17 protein-coding genes are annotated in these 20051 nt (G+C 55.7%); 9 read left to right on the top strand and 8 right to left on the bottom strand.

The window, feature by feature from the left end:
• Position 1 precedes the first annotated feature (1 nt).
• Both glgD and glgA read left to right on the top strand, forming a co-directional pair.
• Positions 2–1111, top strand: coding sequence for a glucose-1-phosphate adenylyltransferase subunit GlgD (glgD, locus tag NLX71_RS03480; RefSeq protein WP_254362104.1), 1110 nt, complete (start codon positions 2–4; stop codon positions 1109–1111).
• Positions 1112–1254: 143 nt separating this feature from the next.
• A complete protein-coding gene (glgA, locus tag NLX71_RS03475; RefSeq protein ID WP_254362103.1) occupies positions 1255–2697 on the top strand; it encodes a glycogen synthase GlgA in 1443 nt (480 codons plus the stop codon).
• A gap of 82 nt (positions 2698–2779) precedes the next feature.
• Here the strand turns inward: glgA and NLX71_RS03470 are convergent, their stop codons facing one another.
• Positions 2780–3028, bottom strand: coding sequence for a hypothetical protein (locus tag NLX71_RS03470; RefSeq protein WP_254362102.1), 249 nt, complete (start codon positions 3026–3028; stop codon positions 2780–2782).
• Between the two features lie 404 nt (positions 3029–3432).
• Here NLX71_RS03470 and NLX71_RS03465 point away from each other — a divergent pair, with 404 nt between their 5' ends.
• The gene (locus NLX71_RS03465; protein ID WP_302058068.1) at positions 3433–4734 is read left to right on the top strand and encodes an Nramp family divalent metal transporter; all 1302 of its coding nucleotides are present in this window, start codon (positions 3433–3435) and stop codon (positions 4732–4734) included.
• 117 nt (positions 4735–4851) lie between these two features.
• Positions 4852–5529: an MOSC domain-containing protein gene (locus tag NLX71_RS03460; protein ID WP_254362101.1), complete on the top strand. Its 678-nt coding sequence runs from the start codon at positions 4852–4854 to the stop codon at positions 5527–5529.
• Between the two features lie 89 nt (positions 5530–5618).
• On the opposite strand, the gene NLX71_RS03455 is transcribed toward NLX71_RS03460, so the two are convergent.
• Complete coding sequence (locus tag NLX71_RS03455; protein ID WP_254362100.1) at positions 5619–6182, bottom strand: nitroreductase family protein; 564 nt, start codon at positions 6180–6182, stop codon at positions 5619–5621.
• 219 nt (positions 6183–6401) lie between these two features.
• Between NLX71_RS03455 and cls the strand changes: the two genes are divergently transcribed.
• Positions 6402–7820, top strand: coding sequence for a cardiolipin synthase (gene cls / locus NLX71_RS03450; RefSeq protein ID WP_254362288.1), 1419 nt, complete (start codon positions 6402–6404; stop codon positions 7818–7820).
• A 207-nt stretch (positions 7821–8027) separates the two neighbouring features.
• On the opposite strand, the gene NLX71_RS03445 is transcribed toward cls, so the two are convergent.
• Together NLX71_RS03445 and NLX71_RS03440 are read right to left on the bottom strand one after the other, a co-directional pair.
• Entirely contained in the window at positions 8028–9083 is a 1056-nt protein-coding gene (locus NLX71_RS03445) for a LacI family DNA-binding transcriptional regulator (RefSeq protein WP_254362099.1), read from the bottom strand.
• A 166-nt stretch (positions 9084–9249) separates the two neighbouring features.
• Complete coding sequence (locus NLX71_RS03440) at positions 9250–11013, bottom strand: sigma-54-dependent Fis family transcriptional regulator (protein WP_309248917.1); 1764 nt, start codon at positions 11011–11013, stop codon at positions 9250–9252.
• Between the two features lie 245 nt (positions 11014–11258).
• Here NLX71_RS03440 and adhP point away from each other — a divergent pair, with 245 nt between their 5' ends.
• From adhP to NLX71_RS03420, 4 genes are all read left to right on the top strand, one after another.
• Positions 11259–12272 carry an alcohol dehydrogenase AdhP gene (gene adhP / locus NLX71_RS03435; protein WP_254362098.1) on the top strand — a complete coding sequence of 338 codons (1014 nt, stop codon included), beginning with the start codon at positions 11259–11261 and terminating at the stop codon, positions 12270–12272.
• 94 nt (positions 12273–12366) lie between these two features.
• On the top strand, positions 12367–13887 hold the full coding sequence (gene adh / locus NLX71_RS03430) for an aldehyde dehydrogenase (RefSeq protein ID WP_254362097.1): 1521 nt from the start codon (positions 12367–12369) through the stop codon (positions 13885–13887).
• Between the two features lie 12 nt (positions 13888–13899).
• Positions 13900–14265 (top strand): DUF779 domain-containing protein, encoded by a 366-nt coding sequence (locus NLX71_RS03425; RefSeq protein WP_254362096.1) that lies wholly within the window; start codon positions 13900–13902, stop codon positions 14263–14265.
• 256 nt (positions 14266–14521) lie between these two features.
• Positions 14522–16000 (top strand): S-layer homology domain-containing protein, encoded by a 1479-nt coding sequence (locus NLX71_RS03420; protein ID WP_254362095.1) that lies wholly within the window; start codon positions 14522–14524, stop codon positions 15998–16000.
• 80 nt (positions 16001–16080) lie between these two features.
• On the opposite strand, the gene NLX71_RS03415 is transcribed toward NLX71_RS03420, so the two are convergent.
• The 4 genes from NLX71_RS03415 to NLX71_RS03400 form a co-directional block, all read right to left on the bottom strand.
• Complete coding sequence (locus tag NLX71_RS03415; RefSeq protein ID WP_254362094.1) at positions 16081–16779, bottom strand: response regulator transcription factor; 699 nt, start codon at positions 16777–16779, stop codon at positions 16081–16083.
• A complete protein-coding gene (locus NLX71_RS03410) occupies positions 16766–19015 on the bottom strand; it encodes a sensor histidine kinase (RefSeq protein WP_254362093.1) in 2250 nt (749 codons plus the stop codon). Before NLX71_RS03410 ends, NLX71_RS03415 begins: the two co-directional genes overlap by 14 nt.
• A gap of 139 nt (positions 19016–19154) precedes the next feature.
• Positions 19155–19625 carry a GNAT family N-acetyltransferase gene (locus NLX71_RS03405; RefSeq protein ID WP_254362092.1) on the bottom strand — a complete coding sequence of 157 codons (471 nt, stop codon included), beginning with the start codon at positions 19623–19625 and terminating at the stop codon, positions 19155–19157.
• Positions 19626–19662: 37 nt separating this feature from the next.
• Positions 19663–20040 carry a glyoxalase superfamily protein gene (locus NLX71_RS03400; RefSeq protein WP_254362091.1) on the bottom strand — a complete coding sequence of 126 codons (378 nt, stop codon included), beginning with the start codon at positions 20038–20040 and terminating at the stop codon, positions 19663–19665.
• Positions 20041–20051: the final 11 nt, after the last annotated feature.

Raw genomic sequence — 20051 nt, 5'->3', positions numbered from 1 at the left:
CATGAAGCGAATGATGGGCGTAATCAATCTTGTCAACGAGCGGGACGATTTGGAGGAGCTGACCTATTCCCGGTGCGTCGCGTCGGTGCCGTTCGGCGCCAGGTACCGGCTGATCGATTTTACGTTGTCCAATATGGTGAACTCGGGCATTGAGAATGTCGCCGTCTTCACGCAGCATAAATACCGGTCCCTGATGGATCATCTCGGGTCCGGAAAAGAATGGGACCTGGACCGCAAGCGCGGCGGATTGTTCATCCTGCCGGCCGTCCTTCACGGGGACACCGGACTGGCGCGGGGCGACCTGTTCCAGTTCTACAGTCACCGCGATTACTTTTACCGCGGGCGGCAGGATTATGTGATCATCTCGCGCAGCCATATCGTCTGCAATATCGACTACAATGCCGTGCTGGATTACCATTTGGAGAAGGGCGCCGACATCACGGTCGTCTATAAAAAGTCGGACAACGACGAATGCGCCTCCTTCCGCCGGATGGCCGTCAAGGAAGACGGCAAAGTGACGGTGATCGAAGACCATTCGGGGCGGCTGCGCACCGATAACGTGTCGATGGAAATGTACGTGATGAGCAAGGAGCTGCTGCTCGATATGGTCGAATCGTGCCTCGCCCAAGGCTATGATCATCTCGTCCGCGACGGGATTATGAAGAACGTCGATAAGCTGGGCGTTTACGGCTACCTGCACGAAGGCCATACTGGCATAGTGAATACGATCCAAAGCTACTACAAGCACAGCATGCAGTTGCTCAATCCGAAACTTTGGCGCGAGCTGTTCTTCCAGAAGAACCTGATCTACACCAAGGTCAAAGACGAGCCGCCGGCCCGTTACACCGAGAACGCGCATGCCCGCAACGCGCTGATCGCCAACGGCTGCATCATCGAAGGCAAGGTGGAGAACAGCATCTTGTTCCGCGGGGTCAAAATCCGCAAAGGCGCGTACGTCAAAAACAGCATCATTCTGCAAAACTGCGAGATCGAAGAAAATGTCATTATCGAGAATGCGATCTTGGACAAAGACGTGTTTATCAGCCGCGGCCGCGTGCTGACCGGCGATAAGCAAGCACCGTTTATCGCTTCGAAGACGAAGGTGATTTAATAGATATCGGTGAAAACAAGCGGCGCGGGCGGAGTTATTCCGGAGAAACGCAGGCCGGGATGAAGCAGCGAACGGAAGATCGATCCGCTCGCGAAGCGGTTTTGTTGATTCACCGTGGATTGTACGAGGAGGGGGAGGAAGCCATGAAAGTGTTACTTGCCGCGTCGGAAGCCGTGCCTTTTGTCAAAACGGGAGGACTTGCCGATGTCATCGGCTCGCTGCCTAAGGAGCTGGCGAAGCAGGGGATCGACGTCCGGGTCATCCTGCCCAAGTACGAGGACATTCCGGCACGTTTCACGGAGCAGATGGAAACCGTCGCTTCCTTTACTCTCCGGATGGGTTGGAGAAACTTATACTGCGGCATCCAGAAGCTGGAGCATGACGGGATCACGTTCTATTTTGTCGACAACGAATATTATTTCCGGCGCAAGGGCTGCTACGGCTACGGTGACGATTCGGAACGATTCGCCTTCTACTGCCGCGCGGTGCTTGACGCTCTGCCGCATATCGATTATATGCCGGACCTGCTTCACTGCCACGACTGGCAGGCCGGTATGATTCCGGTGCTGTACAAGGCGCATTTCAGCGATCAGCCGATGTTCTCCCATCTCAAAACGATCGTTACGATTCACAACCTGAAATACCAGGGCGTCTTCGGCAAGGAACAGTTCCAGGACTTTTTTGCTTTGGGCGAGGAGCACCTGCACGGGTATGCGCTGGAGATGCACGGCGGGGCGAGCTTCCTGAAGGGCGGCTTGCTGTACTCGGATTATATTACGACCGTGAGCCCGACGTATGCGGAAGAAATCCAGACGCCGTATTACGGGGAGCATCTCGACGAGCTGCTGCGCAGCCAAAGCGGCCGGCTGCAAGGCATACTGAACGGGATCGATTACGAGGAATTCGATCCGCTGACGGACCCGCATCTGGAGGTCAACTATCGGGATTCTTATGCGAAGAAGCAGGCGAACAAGCTGAAGTTGCAGGAGCGGCTGGGCTTGCCGGTTGACAAGGATGTGCCGTTGATCGCGCTGGTAACGCGCCTGGTCGACCAGAAGGGGCTTGCGCTCATCGACCGGGTGATCGCCGAGCTGATGGCGCTTGACGCGCAGTGGGTCGTGCTGGGTACCGGAGAGGAGCGGTTCGAGAACCTGTTCCGCTGGGCTGCCGGTACGTTTCCGGACAAGCTGTCGGCGCAAATTTTGTTCGACGAAGCGCTGGCCCGCCAAATTTATGCCGGGTCGGATCTGTTCTTGATGCCCTCGCTGTTCGAGCCGTGCGGGATCGGCCAGCTTATTGCGATGCGGTACCATTCCGTCCCGATCGTCCGCGAGACCGGCGGGCTGCGGGATACCGTGGAGCCTTATAACGAAACGACCGGGGAAGGGACCGGCTTCAGCTTTGCGAATTATAACGCCCATGACATGCTGTTCACGATCGAACGCGCCGTCCGGTTATATCGGGAGCCGGGCGTATGGACGAACCTGATGAACAACATCAGGAAAAAAGATTTCAGCTGGCACAAATCGGCTCAGCAGTATGCTGACTTGTATCGTCAACTGGTGATGGCATCCGAAGTGGAGTAGTGAGCGAACCAGCATCTTCGTCCAAATGGAGGAAGGCCGGGCAGCGCCTTGCATGTGCGCGTACCCGGCCTTCTTTTTTTGATCAGGCGCCGTCAGGCCCTTCTTCATAGTACATAGTCTCCTTGTTAAAGGAGCGGTTAATCGCCAGAAAGGCGTGCAGCAGTTCGAATAGCTCGGCCTGGTTCAACATCAACTCCGGTTTGCCGTCCGCCCCTGCAGTATCCGAAACCTGAAACAGGATCGACTTGTATGTCGGATTCATCTGAATCTCGAACTGGTCTTTTTTTAGCACGCTTTCCCACATCGTCTCATCCAACCCTTTCGCTTTCAATGGTCGCCCCGCCAATGGAACGCTGTTTCCTACGATATGCGCCGTCCTGCGAATGTATTCCCGCTAGATTCTCCGTTCAGGCTTTATCCCCGCCGCGCCTCCTAAAAAATAATTCTTGACGAAAATGAATAGACGAGTAAAATTTTTAGTATAGAATTATTTTGTTCTGAATAGTATTTTCCAAGACTATTTTTTTAATCCAAAAGTTGCATTAGGACAACAAATTTAGCCTGGGACATGAATGTTAGTTTATGACATCATTTTTTGACTGAGGCATCTTATTGCTGGAATTTATATAGATTGAGGTGTGAACGATGAGCGAAGAACTGGGAGTACAAACGAGAGTCGAACAAAGCCCGAGAGCAGAAAAAAAAGAGCGTACGGAGAACGGCAGCGGCTGGAGATTGGAAAGAACGCAGCATTCGCTGCCTGAAGTATATCGTTCCTTGAAAATCCCGAAGAACGGAAGCTGGATCAAAAAGTTTCTGGCTTTTGCCGGACCTGGTTACTTGGTTGCCGTAGGGTATATGGACCCGGGGAACTGGGCTACGGATATTGCTGGAGGCTCCTTGTTCGGTTATTCGCTGCTATCGGTCATTTTGATCTCGAATCTGATGGCGATCCTGCTGCAGGCGCTTGCCGGAAAGCTCGGAATCGTCACCGGGCGGGATCTTGCCCAAGCATGCCGCGACCATTACAGCAAGCCGGTCTCGATGATGCTGTGGGTGCTGTGCGAGCTGGCTATTGCGGCGTGCGATCTGGCCGAGGTGATCGGCACCGCCATAGCGCTGCAGCTGCTGTTCGGCATCCCGCTGCTGTACGGGGTCATAATCACCGTGTTGGACGTGCTGCTTGTGCTGCTGCTGCAAAACAAAGGCTTCCGATACATCGAAACGTTGGTGATCGTGCTGATCGCGACGATCGGCGCCTGCTTCGCGGTCGAAATCTTTTTGTCCAAGCCGGACATCGGCGGCATCGCCCGCGGGTTCGTTCCGACGACGCAGATCGTCACCAATCCGGCGATGCTGTACATTGCCATTGGAATACTGGGCGCGACCGTTATGCCGCATAACCTGTACCTTCATTCGTCGATCGTGCAAACGCGCCAATTCGAGCAGACGACGGCCGGGAAGCGGCAGGCGATCAAATACGCCACTTGGGACTCGACTATCGCTTTGTTTTTCGCGTTATTCATTAATGCGGCGATTCTGATCTTGTCGGCTGCGACATTTCACCGGGCAGGCTTAACCAAAGTGGCGGAAATCAACGACGCTTATCAATTGTTGACACCGCTGCTGGGAACCGCCCTCGGAAGTATTTTATTCGGTGTAGCGCTTCTGGCCTCCGGACAAAACTCGACGTTAACCGGAACGCTGGCCGGGCAGATCGTCATGGAAGGCTTTCTCAACTTCCGGATGCCTTCCTGGCTGCGCCGCTTGATCACGCGGCTCATCGCGGTCATCCCTGCCGTCATCGTCACGGCTATTGCGGGAGAGAGCGGGACGGCGAAGCTGCTTATTCTTAGCCAAGTTATCTTATCGTTCCAACTGGCGTTCGCCGTCATCCCTCTCGTTAAGTTTACGAGCGACAAGAAAAAAATGGGCGAGTTCGTCAACGCTCCGTGGCTTACGGTCTTATCGTGGATTGTCGCGATCTTTATCGCCGTCTTGAACATATACCTGCTTTACAAAACGTTCGCTGGCTGACCGCTTGGGAACAGGAATGCTCTACATTACGCCTTGATTGGTTCTTTTATACCGGCGTATTTTCCTGTATAGTGAATTGAATAATGCAATTTCCGATGGCAGGAGCTGGAACAGAGGATGATCAAGATTGTTTCTCTCAATGTAGGCAGACCGCAATCCGTTCCGTTTGAGAAAAAAGAAGTGTCTACGGGCATTTACAAGCATCCGGTCGCGGGCGAGGTGTTCCTGTCTTCTCTGAATTTCGACGGGGACGGACAGGCGGATCTTGTGCATCATGGCGGTAAGGACAAAGCGGTGTGCGTCTATCCTTACGAGCATTATGCTTATTGGACCGAGCGCCTCGGAAGAGAGCTGCAATACGGCGCATTCGGAGAAAATCTGACGACGCAGGGCTTGCTGGAAGACGACGTCTGTATCGGGGATACGTTCCAGGCGGGCGGGGCCGTCTTGCAGGTCAGCCAGCCGCGGCAGCCGTGCTTCAAGCTGTCGGTTAAATATGGTGTGCCCGAGCTGCCGCTCTGGGTGCAGAACACCGGCTATACCGGCTATTACTTCCGGGTGCTGCAGGAAGGGAACGTCGCCGCAGGAGACGAGCTCATCTTGCTGGAACGTCATCTGAACGGCAGAACGGTTACGTTCGCCAACCGTATGATGCATCATGAGAAGCAAAACTTAGAAGGAATGCGCGCTATGCTGGCCGTTGATCGGTTGTCCGACAGCTGGCGTAAAACGTTCGATAAACGGCTGGGCGGCATCGAAACCGATACGAAGGAACGGTTGACCGGTCAAGCCTAAGGAGCCGGATCTGGCGGCTTCGGCTTCATGAAAAAAGGACGTGTCCACATGCTATAAAAGCATGGGGCACGTCCTTTTTGCGATTCAGATTAAAGCCATGTGGTTTTATCGGCGAACGGCGTTCGCTTCGTCGGCGCAGTTTCGCCTTCGGGATAGCCTATGCAAAGCGTGGCTATGATTTTTTGCCCTTCCGTCGCGCCTACAAAACGGCGAAGCCGTTCGTCCCGGACCAAGCCGACGCCCCGGGTTCTCCAAACCATCCCAAGGCCAAGCTCGCCGGCCGCGAGCCACATGGAATGGATGGCGCAGGCGACGGCGTATTCGTTGTCCTCGGAAGCTTCCGCATCGCCCGGCACGACATCCGACGCAACAATAATAAGAAGCGGCGTGTTCCGGACCGCGGTCATGGAAGCTTCGACCAGCTCCGGCTTCGTAGGAAACCGCTCCTGCAGGAAGGCAAGCGCCAGCTCGGTGTAGCGCTCCTTGGCCTCGCCCCGTACCACATAGAAGTGCCACGGCTCCCTAAGCCGGTCGTTCGGCGCTGAAGTCGCGGCCTCCAGCAGCTGTTCGATCTTTTCCGTTTCGACTTCACGGGTTTGAAAATTGCGCACGGCTCTACGGCGGCGCAGTGCTTCCGCAATCGTATGGTTCATGAGTTCCACTCCTCCAAAACGGTCCGATAAATGATGATAGTAATGAATGATGATCAACGATTATTGTATGCTTTTTCCGGCATGTTTTCAAATCCGCAGCTACAGCTCCTGCCGGTTGCCTCGGACAAGGCCCAATGCTACAATGAGAGAACCATTAAGGTCCGCTGGGCAGTGAAAAAGGTGGCTGGCAACTTGAGCATCTTCGGAAAATTATACTTCATGCTTTCGTTTATCAATATCATGTTTGCGTTTGCCGTCATCTTCCTGGAGCGACGAAATATCGGAGTTACGTGGGCGTGGTTGATGGTCCTGCTGTTTTTACCGGGGATCGGATTCATCGCCTATTTGCTGTTCGGGCAAAACCTCAGCAAGCGCAAAATTTATAAAGCGCAGGAAGAGCAGCTGCATACCATAGCGCGATTGGTAGAGAAGCAGATTGAAACGGTCGCCCTGCGCCGGATTGAATTCCACGATCCGTTCATGGCCGATTACCACGATATGATTTATATGAATTTGCAGAACGGCTACGCCTTTTTTACACAGGATAACCGGATTAATATTTTTACGGAAGGCAACCGCAAATTCGACTCGCTCTTCGAGACGATTGCCGGGGCGAAGCATCACATTCATCTGATGTACTACATCGTTCGGGACGACGGATTGGGCCGGAAGCTGATCGCCGCGCTCAGCGAAAAGGCAAAGGAAGGCGTGCAGGTGCGTTTTTTATACGACGATATCGGGTGCGCCGGATTATCCAAGCATTTCTTCAAGCCGCTTCTGGCGACGGGCGGACAGGCATGCGCCTTCTTCCCATCGCGCATTCCGTATGTGAACATGCGTTTGAACTTCCGGAATCACCGGAAGCTGGCGATTATCGACGGAACGTGCGGATACATCGGCGGCTTTAATGTTGGAGACGAATATCTGGGGTTGGATTCAAGATTCGGCCCGTGGCGGGATACGCATCTGCGAATCGAAGGCAGCTCCGTCCTGCAGATGCAGGCGCAGTTTATTATGGATTGGAATCTGGCTTCGCGAATCAAGCTGAACCGAATCGAGGAGTATTTCCCCTTGCCGCCTCACGAGGGGGAAGCAGGGGTGCAAATTTTGTCTAGCGGGCCCAACAACGACCGGGAGCAGATCAAGAACGCCTATATTAAAGTGATCAACTCCGCCAAGGAGTCCGTTTATTTGCAGACGCCATATTTTATTCCCGACGAAAGTCTGCTGAACGCGTTGAAGATGGCCGCGTTATCCGGGGTCGACATCAAAATTATGCTTCCTGCCGTACCCGACCATAAAATCGTGTACTGGGCGTCGTTCTCGTATTTGGGCGATCTGCTCGATGTCGGTGTCAAGTGTTACCTGTATCACCGGGGCTTCATACATGCCAAGACGATCGTGGCTGACGGCAAGGTTGGTTCCGTCGGAACGGCCAATATCGATATCCGCAGCTTCAAGCTCAATTTTGAAGTCAATGCCTTAATATACGGAGGAAAGACCGTATCGAAGCTGAAAAAAATATTTGAGCACGATTTGAAGCACTGTACGGAATTGACGCTGGAGCGGTATTACAGCCGTCCCCGCTTTCACCGCGCGCGAGAGTCGGTCACCCGGCTGCTGTCGCCGATCTTGTAAGCCGGAGATGTAACCAAGCAGCTTTGTCATAATGATCTTAGCCGATGTCGGCGCTTGGGAATGATCCGAAGCTTGAAGGGAATGGTTTGCTTGTTCTAGCCGGCAGATGCTCGGCTTCTCCCGGATGGACTGGCCCCATGGAAAAGCGGGAGCCGGTGTTATCGCATTAAAGCGATATAAAAGATAAAGGACAGACCGGGCGGAAGTTCACTCGGCTGTCCTTTTGTTGTTGTGGGCAGCTTCACCCGGCAGTATCCATTCGCTCGATTGACGGAACATCGGCTCGAACGGCACCAAAATTTTGATCGGAAGCGGGTACGGATCGCGGATGCATTGCAGCATCGTTCTTGCGGCAACAACGCCGATCTCGTACGTCGGAATATGGATTGTGGACAGCGGCGGATTCGTGTAGCGCGACGGTTCATTATCGTTGAAGCCGACGATGGCGAACTCGCTCGGCATGCGGTAACCTTTCTCGGCAATCGCCCGCATCGCCGCCATCGCCATCATGTCGCTTGCGGCAAAAACCGCCGTCGGTAACTCTTCGACGTGCTCGTCCAAATACCGCAGCATGAGCTGATACGCGTTGTTCGGCTCCCATCCGGCGTCGATGACCCGCTGCGCCCGAAGTTGCAGCCCCGCCTGCTCCAAAGCCGTCCGGTACCCCCGGTAGCGCTTCTCCCTCTCGAATTTCCCAGAGTGTCCGGTGCCTCCGATAAACAAAATGTCGCGGTGGCCTTGTTCGATCAGATGATAGACGGCCTGCCGCGCCGCTTCCACCCGGTCGTACGATATCGTTGGAATGTCGGGGTCCGAAACGTCGATGCCGACGATATTGCGCACATGCTTTTTCAGATGGTTGTATAATTTGGCCTCGATGCCCTCGATGACGATCAAGCCCTCGACCTGGCTGTCCTGAACGGCATGCTTCAACATTTCCGGCTTTTTCAGCTCTTCCTGCGTATACGTGAAGGCGACTTTATAGCCGTGCTTGGCCAGCTCTTTGTCAATGCCGTCGCAAATGACCGAGAAGTAAGGGTGATAGTGGCGGTTCTGAAGCGTTGAAACGACACAGCCGATGCCTCGCGTCACTCTGCCTCCGTTGCCGGACGATTTGATCTGATAGCCGAGCTTCCGGGCGACGTCCCATATTTTTTGCTTGGTTGCGGTATTCACGGTCCGGTTGGCGTCGTTGGCCAAGACGCGGGACACCGTGGAGACGGACACGCCGACGCGGTCTGCGATATCTTTCAGTGTAGGCATCACATAACCCCGCTTCTTATCGGATAATGAGGGAATTTTGCCGCAAATGATACGGTTCATGTTACGCAAAACGTCGCGTCTGGTCAAACGATTTGATCACTGCAAAACGAAATATTTTATTGCAATACTTGCCGCAAATAACTGAAAATAATGGTTTACCGGATGGTCACGGCTCGATGCCGTACTGCTCGATCTTCCGGTACAGCGTCGTCCGGCCGATGTCGAGGAGGGCGGCGGATTTGCTCAGGTTCCAACCGGTTGACCGCAGCGCCCGTTGGATCGCTCCGATTTCCGCATCTCTTAATGTCGGCACGGTCGGGCCGTCATGCCGGTACTCGACGGTGTCCGTTTGCTCCAACTCGTCAAAGTGCAGATGCTCGGGGCGGATCGGTCCTTCTCCTGCGAGGAACGAAGCTTGCGTCAGCACGCCATGCAGCTCGCGGATATTGCCGGGCCAGCCGTAGCGCAGCAGCTTGAGCTTCGTTTCTTCCGGCAACTGGCGGTGGGGGCAGCCGTTCTTATGCAGCCAATGCTCGACGAGCGTCAGCAGATCGGATCGTTCCCGCAAGGAAGGCAGCGTGATCTGGATGCCCTTCAGCCGGTAGTACAAGTCCGCACGGAAGCGCCCTTCCTTGATTTCAAGCGGCAAATGCTTGTGCGTGGCTGCGACGATCCGCACATCGATGCGTCTCGATTTGGTGCTGCCCACAGGCGTGACGGTACGCTCCTGCAGCACACGCAGCAGTGCCGCCTGTGCGCGCAGCGACATATCCCCGATCTCGTCCAAAAAAATCGTCCCCGTATGCGCCGCCTCGAATTTTCCCGTACTGCCCTCCCGATTTGCTCCCGTGAACGCTCCCCGCTCGTAGCCGAACCATTCGCTTTCCACCAGACTATCCGGGATCGCGCCGCAGTTGACGGCAATGAAAGGGCGGTCCGCCCGCAGACTTGCCGAGTGGATCGATTGGGCGAACAGCTCTTTGCCCGTACCGCTTTCACCGAGCAAAAGGACGGGAATATCGGTAAGTGCGGCTTTGGAGGCCAGTTCCTTCTTTTCCACGAAATTGAGGCATGTCCCGGCAATGTCGGGGAAGCTGTAGAGGCCATGCCGGCTTCCTTGCGGCTTGCGGACGGCTACGGAGCGCCAGACGGTACGGCTGCTGTCTTGAATGGTTTGGACGGAAAAGCCTTCGATGCCGGTGAACGGCTTGCCGAGCGCATCTTTGCCTACGGCCCGCAGCGCCGCCTGATTCGCCCGAATGATCCGGTTATCCCTGTCGAGCGAGAGCAGGGGGAGAGGGTTATGGTTGGCGGTAAATTCAAGCTCTTGAAGCGTCACGAGATGATCCTGCTTCGCTTCCTCCAGCAGCAGCCGGTTTTGCAGCGATTCCGCGATCATGACGGCAAGGGTCAGACTGTAGTGGTGGTAGCTCTCCCGCTTGCCGCTGAAATTGATTATGCCGATCAATTCGCCTGTCGGACTGAAGATCGGGGAAGAAGCGCAGGTGAGAAAGGTGTTGGCCCGATAAAAATGCTCTGCCGCATGGACGCGGACGGGAATTTTGTCGACGATGGCGATGCCGATCGCATTGGTGCCTTTGCGTTGCTCGTCCCATACGGCCCCGACCTGAAGCTGAACGGCTTCGGCCCGTTTCGAAAAGCCGGGGTCCCCGGCAGCATGCAGAATGCAGCCATGGGCGTCGATGAGCAGGGCCGTTTGGCCGGACTGCTGAATAAAAGGTTCGATGGTGTCGAAAATTTGCGAGGCATGACGAACAAGTGGTGCGTTTTCTTTCAATCGCTCCTGAAAGAGCTTTCCGGTCAGCAGACGGTCGTCAAACGGGTCGGTCGGCTTCAGTCCGTACCGCCGGCAGCGCTTCCATGAGCTGGCTACAACCTCCGAATAAGTCTGTATGTCCAAGGATGACAAGAAAGACACCTCCGGAAACATCAATATAGGTATACAATATCACAACCTGCGAAGGTTCACCATTTGTTCACGGCATTTGTTCTATTTTGAACCAGACAGAACGGAGGGAGTGTTCCAGAATGAAACAACTTTTAATAAACCGCTTTCAAACATTCCTTGTGTGACGCAGCTCACGCGTATTGGCACGCTTTTTGCTTTATATATAGCGAAGTCAAAAACATCTCTTAAGGGGAGGAATTCATCAGATGAAAGCGGCCGTTGTGAATGAGTTTCGCCAGCAACTGGAGATTAAAGACGTACCCGTGCCGGAGATCGGCTACGGCGAAGTGCTTGTCAAGATGAAAGCGTGCGGGGTTTGCCATACCGATCTGCATGCCGCTCACGGAGATTGGCCGGTCAAACCGAAGCTGCCGCTTATTCCCGGACATGAAGGCGTCGGCGAAATCGTGGCGCTGGGCGAAGGCGTGACCTCGCTTAAGGTCGGGGATCGCGTCGGGGTTCCTTGGCTCTATTCCGCGTGCGGCGAATGCGATTATTGCTTGACGGGGTGGGAGACGCTCTGCAAAAACCAGCTCAACGCAGGTTATTCGGTCGACGGCGGGTATGCCGAGTACTGCAAAGCGCCGGCCGCTTATGTGGCGAAAATTCCGGATAGCTTAAGCTACGTGGACGCGGCCCCGATCTTCTGTGCAGGCGTGACGACGTACAAGGCGCTTAAGGTGACGGGGGCGAAGCCCGGCGAGTGGGTTGCCATTTTCGGCATCGGCGGGCTCGGCCATGTTGCGCTCCAGTACGCCAAAGCGATGGGCTACCATGTGGTCGCCGTCGATATTCATGACGATAAGCTGGAGCTTGCTATGGGTTTGGGAGCCGACTTAACCGTCAATGGTCAGAAGGAAGACCCTGTGGAAGCGATTGAGCGAGAAATCGGAGGAGCGCATGCCGCAATCAGCGTCGCCGTGACGCCGAAAGCGTTTGAGCAGGCTTACCGCTCGGTTCGGCGTGGCGGCACGCTGGTCGTCGTCGGACTGCCGAATGCGGATTTGCCGATCCCGATTTTCGACACCGTGTTGAACGGCATAACGGTCAAGGGCTCGATTGTCGGCTCGCGAAAAGATTTGCAGGAAGCGCTGGATTTTGCGGCACGGGGGAAGGTGAAGACGAATATCGAGACGCAGCCGCTGGACCGGATCAATGAAGTGTTCGACCGGCTGCAAAAAGGTCAGGTCAACGGACGTGTTGTCCTGACACTTGATTAGCGGTACAAGGCATACATTCGAATCCGCCGCATACATCTGTATCATCACAACTCATGTCATAATCTATCCAATCCAAACGTGGGAGGACGAAACGATGATCTATGCACAACCAGGACAAACCGGAGCCAAGGTGACATTCAAGAAGCGCTACGAAAATTTTATCGGCGGTCAATGGGTCGCGCCGGTGAAAGGGCAGTATTTTGACAATATTACGCCTGTAACGGGTCAAGTCTTTTGCGAGATTCCTCGCTCTACGGCGGAAGACATCGAGCTGGCTCTGGATGCGGCCCATGCCGCCAAAGATGCTTGGGGCCGCACGTCGGTAGCCGCCCGGGCGCAAATTTTGAACAAAATCGCGGACCGCATGGAAGCGAATTTGGAGCTGCTCGCCGTAGCGGAGACGTGGGATAACGGCAAGCCGATCCGGGAAACGCTCGCGGCCGACCTGCCGCTCGCCATCGACCATTTCCGCTATTTCGCCGGGTGCATCCGTACAGAGGAGGGCACGCTCGGGGAAGTGGACAACGATACAGTCGCCTACCATTTCCACGAGCCGCTTGGCGTCGTCGGGCAGATCATTCCGTGGAACTTCCCGCTGCTGATGGCAACATGGAAAATCGCGCCCGCGCTGGCGGCCGGCAATTGCGTCGTGCTCAAGCCCGCGGAGCAGACGCCAGCGTCGATCCTCGTGCTCGCGGAGCTGATTGCCGACTTGCTGCCGGCCGGCGCACTGAACATCGTAAACGGCTTCGGGCTGGAGGCCGGCAAGCCGCTCGCTTCGAGCAGCCGAATCGCCAAGATCGCATTCACCGGCGAAACGACGACGGGACGTTTGATCATGCAGTACGCTTCGCAGAACATTATCCCGGTCACGCTGGAACTCGGCGGAAAGTCGCCCAATCTGTTCTTTGAGGATGTGTACGCCAAGGATGATGCCTTACTGAACAAGGCGATCGAAGGCTTCGTACTGTTCGCGCTAAACCAAGGTGAAGTGTGCACCTGCCCGTCCCGCGCGCTCATTCAGGAGTCGATCTACGACCAGTTCATGGAGCGGGCCTTACAGCGGGTAGCGGCGATCAAGCAGGGCAACCCGCTCGACACGGAAACGATGATGGGCGCGCAGGCGTCCTCCGAGCAGATCGAGAAGATTATGTCTTACCTGAGCATCGGGAAGCAGGAAGGCGCCGAATGTCTGATCGGTGGAGACCGGGCGGCGCTCGAAGGCGACCTGAGCGGCGGTTATTACGTTCAGCCGACGGTTTTTAAAGGACATAACAAGATGCGTATTTTCCAAGAGGAAATTTTCGGTCCGGTCGTTTCCGTGACGACTTTTAAAGATCAGGAGGAAGCGCTGGCTATCGCCAATGATACGCTATACGGACTCGGCGCCGGACTATGGACGCGGGATATCAATACGGCATACCGGTTCGGAAGAAACATTCAGGCGGGCCGCGTCTGGACTAACTGCTATCATGCCTACCCGGCGCATGCGGCGTTCGGCGGGTACAAGGGGTCCGGGATCGGCCGCGAGACGCACAAGATGATGCTGTCGCATTACCAGCAAACGAAAAACCTGCTGGTCAGCTACAGCACGGACGCCATGGGCCTTTTCTGATCCGGAGGCGCGATGGATACGGTCCCGAAGGTGCTCGCAACGGACGAAGCGCTGTCTTTGATCCGCCAGCTCCAGGACAAATACGGCCCTGTCATGTTCCATCAATCGGGAGGCTGCTGCGACGGCAGCTCTCCCATGTGCTATCCGCAGGGAGAATTCCTCCTCGGGGAACAGGACGTCCGGCTCGGGGAGATCGGCGGCGCTCCATTCTATATGAGTCAAGCGCAGTATGATTATTGGAAATATACACAGCTGATCATCGACGTAGTGCCCGGGAGAGGCGGCATGTTTTCGCTCGAAGGGCCGGAGGGGAAGCGATTTTTGACCCGTTCGCGCGTGTTTACCGACGAGGAGCGGAAAGCGCTCGGATTCCCGTAACCCGCGGTAAACCATGCGGTATCTGCGAGGGCACGTCGTTCTTACACAATAAGAGGGGAGCAGGCAATTGCCGATTAACTTTAAGGACAAGGGACCTGGGCGAGATGACACGCTCAGGTTTTTTTACGTTTTTGTAATGCGGCCGCCGTTATTTTTATTCGATTGTAACGGCTCGGGAGGTAAGATAGCTCATGTACGAAACAACTTCATAAACCCCTGCTTGAAAAATACGTTCTCTGAAAGCGAGATGACTTTGATGAAAACGAAAAAGATGATCACGACCGTTGCGCTGACGACCGCCGTCACGCTCGGTTCCCTTGCTCCGATTCATGTATGGAATGTGCAGGCAGCGGCCTCGTTCACCGATGTCAGCGCATCGGCGCCTTACCAGACGGCGCTTGAAGCGCTCGAAAAAAGCCAGGTCGTTCAAGGCTACGGCCAGCATGACTTCCGTCCGAACCAAGCGATCACCAGAGCCGAGCTTGCGACGATGGCGACCAAAGCGTTCCAGCTTCAAGCCGCAGGACAGGCTGCTGCATGGAGCGATGTGAAGACATCCGACTGGTTCCACGAATACGTGAACGCGGTAGTTGGCCAAGGCGCCATGACCGGGGAGAACGGCAGCTTTAAGCCGAACGTTTCGCTGTCGCAGGATCAATTGATCGCGATTGTTGCCAAGGCATCCAAAGCCGATACGGCCACGTTGAAAAATGCGCTGGGTATGGCTTACTCGGGAAGCAGCGTCATTACCCGCGCCGAAGCGGCTATTGTGGTCCATGCCGCGCTGCAGGTCGCTTCCATTCAAGTGACGGAGTGGAAAGCCGCGAACCTGATCACGCTGCAAATTACGTTCTCCGCGCCGCTGCCGAAGGAAGAAATTGAGGTGGAGAAAGCCAAAGCGAACTTTACGTTCGACAACGGCTTGACGCCGCTTAACATTCCGCAGCTGAAATCGGGCTCGAAATCGACCTATATTTTACCGGTTTCCCCGCAAAAAGCGGGCACGACCTACACGTTCTCCTACAAAGGCAAAAAAATAGGTACCTTCGAAGCGATGACGAACAAAATTTCGATGAGCTCCGTGCAGCAAGTAGCTTCCGATACGTTCGAAATCGAATCGAAGCTGGAAGATGGCGTTACCGACTATGGCAACGTGGTCGTGGCTTACCAAGGAAAACGCGGCGGCCTTGAGTTTAGTCTGGACGACAACAACATGTACAACGGCAAAACGTATCAGCTGATTTCGTCCATGAGAGGCAAGCAGGTCACGATCACGCCGGAGAGCGGAGAGCCAATTGTCGCTTCGTACGTGCCATTCACGCAAGCAACGGACGGGCGACAAGCTCCGAAATTCCGCCTGCCGGAAGGTCAGACGCTGAAGCCGGGTGTTAAGTATACGGTTACCTCCGATTGGTCAACCATTGCCAATCCGACGTTTACGGCGAAAGAAATCGCGCCGCTTCAAATTCAAAGCGTCGAACAAGTTGACGCCGCTTCGCTGAACGTGACCTTGTCGGCGGACCCGAAAGACGAGCTGTTCGCTCTCCGCAGCATCGCGCTGACAGCCGCCGACGGCACCAAGCTGAACGCGACTTACAAGCTGACCTCGCGCAAAGGCGCTGTCGGGACGTTCGATCTGCAGAACGGCGGCAAGCTGACGCCGGGCACGACGTATACGGTTGCCCCGGTAGGCAACTGGGCTACGGCAGCGAACGTCACGCTCACCGCGAAATAAGAGTGGCAGGGGACGTAGTAACATAAACATCTCATATAAAAATCCATCGGCCCTTGGTAAAGGCCGATGGATTTTGACGTTTAACCGCCGTTTTGGATCATATAGCCTACGCCGGGGTAGGTTACGATCCATTGACCTTCCGGGAGGACGGCTTTGAGCTTCTGCCGGATGCGCGCGATGGTGACGCGCAAATATTCCACATCGTCGCGGTATTCGCTGCCCCAGATTTCGGTCAGCAGCTGCTCGTGGGTCAGCACCTTGCCTTCGTGCTGGAGCAATTGGACAAGCAGCTTGTATTCCGTGTCCGTAAATTTGATTTCGCTGTCGCCGTGCCACGCCCGGCGCTGGGCCAGATTGACGATCACGGGGCCAAGGCGCAGCTCCTTGGCGGCGGGCATTTGTCCGTTGCCGCGGTCAAAGCGCCGCAGCACGGCGCTGACGCGGGCGAACAGCTCATCCAGCGAGAACGGCTTGGTCAAATAATCGTCGGCTCCCAGATTCAGTCCCTGCACTTTGTCGCTGGAGTTGCTTCGCGCCGTCAGGATGATGACCGCCACGTCCGTATAGGTCTGGAGCCGGGTCAATACCTCGAAGCCATCCATTCCCGGCATCATGACGTCGAGCAGAATTAGATCGGGATCGAACAGGTCAAGCGCCTCCAGCGCTTCCGCCCCGCTTGCGCACGTGGCGGTTTCATAGCCGGCCGATTTCAAATTGGCGGCGATAAACCGTAAAATTTTCGGCTCGTCGTCTACGATCATAATTTTATGCTTCTTCATTGTCGTCCTCCGTTTGGCCGTAATAGATAGGCACCGAGACGATCATCGTCGTGCCTGCGCCTTCCGTGCTGCTCACTTCGATCGAGCCGTCGTGCGCGTCGATGATGCCTTTGCAGATCGCAAGTCCCAGTCCCGTTCCTCCGGTACGGCGGCTGGACGAAACGTCAACCCGGTAGAACCGGTCGAAAATGTGGGGCAGATGCGTTTCGGGAATGCCAATGCCGTTGTCCTTGACGAAAATTCGTACGTTCAGCCCGTCCGGCTCCGCCGTGACCCGAATATGAGGCTTCGATTCGTTGTAGCGGATGGAGTTGGTGAACAGATTGATAAAAATTTGCTCCATCCTCCGTTTGTCCGCATAGAGGAACGGCAGTTCCTCGTCCAAGTCAATATGAAGCTGCGCATCGGCTGAGAGGGTGTGGGGAAGTCTCTGCCAAGCTCCTTCGACGACGGAGCGGACCCGGACAGGCGCGGGATGAATGCTCAGCGCCCCGGCTTCGATCTTGGAAATGTCGAGCCATTCGTCGATCAGCTCCTGAATCCGCCCGATATCCTCGTGAATGCCTTCCAGCAGCTCCTGCTTGAACTCCTCGTCCCATCCCGCATGCTTGCGCAGCAGCGTCTCGACGCTTCCTTTGATGCTCGTAATCGGAGTCTTGAACTCATGCGAGGCGAGCGAGATCAAATCGTTCTTCAGCGAGTCGATCTCATGCTCCTTCGTCATGTCCCGGAAGACGTAGCCGCGACCGAACTCCTTGCCGCCGTCCGTCACTTGGAACGAGGCCAACTGGACGACCCGTTCGTCGCCGGGGGAGCGGACCAGCGTAAATTTGCCGCCCGGATTCGGCTTGCGGCCGATTCGGACGAAGTCCTCGTCCGGTTGCGGCATTTTGCGGGCGATCCGGCTCAGCAGTTCCTCCTCCGTTAAGCTTAGGAGCTCCTTGCCGTCAAACCCGAACAGCTCGGCCATCCGGCGATTGGCGAGCACGACCTGCTGATTCACATCGATCAGGACGATGCCGTCGGAGTAGCTTTCCAGAATGGCGGCGAGCGTCGCATGCTGCTGCTGCAGGCTGAGCGTCCGCTCCTCGACCCGCTGCTCCAGCTCGCTGTTCAGCTCCAGCAAGGCTTGCCGGTTGTCATGAATCTGCTCGGCCATCTGCGCAAATTGGCTTGCCAAATAGTGCATCTCGTACGGCGCGCCCGGCGAAGGCAGCGGCTCGCTCGGCACGGTGTAGCGGTCGGCCGCGAGCGACTGCGTGTAGCGTACCAGCGCATGGATCGTCCGGTTCAGCCGTTTGGCCAAGTAGGAGCCCAGAAGCACGGTCAAGCCGAGCGTAAGCAAGAGCAGCAGAAACGTCGATTTGAGCGAGGCGAAGAAAGCTTCCTGTACGGCAGCGTAAGAGCGGCCGACCCACACCGTCCAGCCCAGACTGTCGATTGTTTTGAAGGAAACGAGCTCCTTCTGTCCGTTGACGCCGGAGACGAACTTGTCCATCCCTTCCTTGAGGGAGGCCGCGGCTTGAACCACGGGTTCGCCGGACAAATCCGCGATGGTCTGAACCAGCTCGCTCCGAGGGTGATAAATGACCCTGCCTGCCGGGCCGAGCACGGCGGGATAAGCGCCCGATCCGTAATCGTATTGGGTGACGAGCCTTGCGATTTGGCCCATGTCAAGTATTCCGATCACCACGCCTTCAAAAGCCCGGCTTTCGCTGTAAAGCGGGGTGGCGATCGCGACGAACGGCGCAGATCCGCCCTCGACGCCATGCATCGGTATGGAGATCGCGGGCTGCAGCGTCAGCTTCACTTTTTTCCAATACTCCCGCGAGCTTAGATCGGTGCCGACCGGCAGCGCCTGCTGCGCATTGCCGCTTTCCGCATCCGGCGAGAGAGCTTTGATCGCGCCGTTCTCATCCGTCACATAGAGCTGGGAGAAGCCGGGCAAGTTATTTTTCACCGACTGGATTTTGCGCGTCAAGCCGGCCCGGTCGCGAAACCCGGGACCCGATGCGCTGATCGTTGTAGCGAGCGTATCCACGGCGTTGCGGTAATAATAAACGTACGTCTCGACGGCGTCGGCAAGCCGCTTCGTCGCATGATCCTGCGTCTTGTTGTACTCCTGCGTCAGCTTGTTGATTTGCTGCACCTGGATGGTGCCAAGGATCAGCACCGGCACGATCGCCATAACCGCAAAAGCCAGCGTCAGATGAGTGCGTAACGAACGATGATTCACGGGTTCCTCCCGGTTTGTTAGAGTAGGTGGGAAAATAGAAAAGCAGAAGCCTTTCCATGCGGCGGTGCCGCTGGAAATTCCCCTGCTTGTACTTTCTAGTGTAGCTTGTATTCGGTCTCAGGTCAATATATGAGGCCCGTTACCGGAGCATTCCTTTGTAGATCCCCGGCACGGAATCCGGAATTTCTATCGCGCCGACCGTCTTTTCGTAAAAAGCGACCGGCCCCGCGCCGCCGATCACGGCATAGCCGTATCCCTGGGTTCGCATGTCGTGCAAGCAGGCCAGCAGAAGAGCGGCGCCAACGCCTTTGCCGCGGCACACTTCGTCTACGCCGGTCGGGCCGAAAAAGCCTTTGCTGGTCGCGTCGTAACACGCGAAGCCGACCACTTTGTCCTCCAAGGTAGCGATAAAGCACGAGGTCGGATGTCCGCTAATCGCGACGTCGCATTCGCTCTCCCAATGGGGATTGAACTTTTCCTTAACCCAGCTTCGAATCACATGCTTCTCCGGCACGAGCGCCCTGCGGATCGTAAAGCCCGCGTTCTCCAGTTTGGCTCGGAGCGGGGCGTCATCCGGAAGCTCGTACAGCTTCACTAACATATCTGGCATCGTCTTGTGTTCCCTCCTGATGTGCTGTTGAGGTTCGTTATGCAGCTTCGAAAAAAATGAGGCGGTTCCCGAACGGGTCCTTCACGGTAAGCTCCCGGGTGTCCCAAGGGGTAGTTTCCAGACCGGGCTTGGCGTACTTATAGTCTTTAGCTTCAAGCTTCGCATGGAACGCTTCGAGGTTCTCGACTTCGATGCGGAGCGCGGCCCCTGGGCAACAATCCCCATGATGCTCGCTTAAATGGAGCGTACACGCTCCAAGCGAGATTTGCATGTATAAGGGGAAGTTTTCCTCGAACCGGTGCTCCCAATCGACCTGAAAGCCGAGATAGTCCAAATAAAACGCTCTCGCTTTGGCTTCGTCGAATATTCGAAGAATCGGGGTAACCGATTTCAAGGCGAATGACATATCGCTCATAGACGCACCTC

The sequence above is a fragment of the Paenibacillus sp. MZ04-78.2 genome, from assembly GCF_024213375.1.
Classification (GTDB): Bacteria; Bacillota; Bacilli; order Paenibacillales; family NBRC-103111; genus Paenibacillus_G.
The sequence above is the reverse complement of the archived record's forward strand: the minus strand, read 5'-3'. Positions and strand labels throughout refer to the sequence as shown.

What these genes read in the sequence shown, in the direction of transcription:
- glgD (WP_254362104.1), top strand. Translation starts at nt 2, where the DNA reads ATGAAGCGAATGATGGGCGTAATCAATCTTGTCAACGAGCGGGACGAT.
- glgA (WP_254362103.1), top strand. Translation starts at nt 1,255, where the DNA reads ATGAAAGTGTTACTTGCCGCGTCGGAAGCCGTGCCTTTTGTCAAAACG.
- NLX71_RS03460 (WP_254362101.1), top strand. Translation starts at nt 4,852, where the DNA reads ATGATCAAGATTGTTTCTCTCAATGTAGGCAGACCGCAATCCGTTCCG.
- NLX71_RS03455 (WP_254362100.1), bottom strand. Translation starts at nt 6,182, where the DNA reads ATGAACCATACGATTGCGGAAGCACTGCGCCGCCGTAGAGCCGTGCGC.
- cls (WP_254362288.1), top strand. Translation starts at nt 6,402, where the DNA reads ATGCTTTCGTTTATCAATATCATGTTTGCGTTTGCCGTCATCTTCCTG.
- NLX71_RS03445 (WP_254362099.1), bottom strand. Translation starts at nt 9,083, where the DNA reads ATGCCTACACTGAAAGATATCGCAGACCGCGTCGGCGTGTCCGTCTCC.
- adhP (WP_254362098.1), top strand. Translation starts at nt 11,259, where the DNA reads ATGAAAGCGGCCGTTGTGAATGAGTTTCGCCAGCAACTGGAGATTAAA.
- adh (WP_254362097.1), top strand. Translation starts at nt 12,367, where the DNA reads ATGATCTATGCACAACCAGGACAAACCGGAGCCAAGGTGACATTCAAG.
- NLX71_RS03425 (WP_254362096.1), top strand. Translation starts at nt 13,900, where the DNA reads ATGGATACGGTCCCGAAGGTGCTCGCAACGGACGAAGCGCTGTCTTTG.
- NLX71_RS03420 (WP_254362095.1), top strand. Translation starts at nt 14,522, where the DNA reads ATGAAAACGAAAAAGATGATCACGACCGTTGCGCTGACGACCGCCGTC.
- NLX71_RS03415 (WP_254362094.1), bottom strand. Translation starts at nt 16,779, where the DNA reads ATGAAGAAGCATAAAATTATGATCGTAGACGACGAGCCGAAAATTTTA.
- NLX71_RS03405 (WP_254362092.1), bottom strand. Translation starts at nt 19,625, where the DNA reads ATGCCAGATATGTTAGTGAAGCTGTACGAGCTTCCGGATGACGCCCCG.
- NLX71_RS03400 (WP_254362091.1), bottom strand. Translation starts at nt 20,040, where the DNA reads ATGAGCGATATGTCATTCGCCTTGAAATCGGTTACCCCGATTCTTCGA.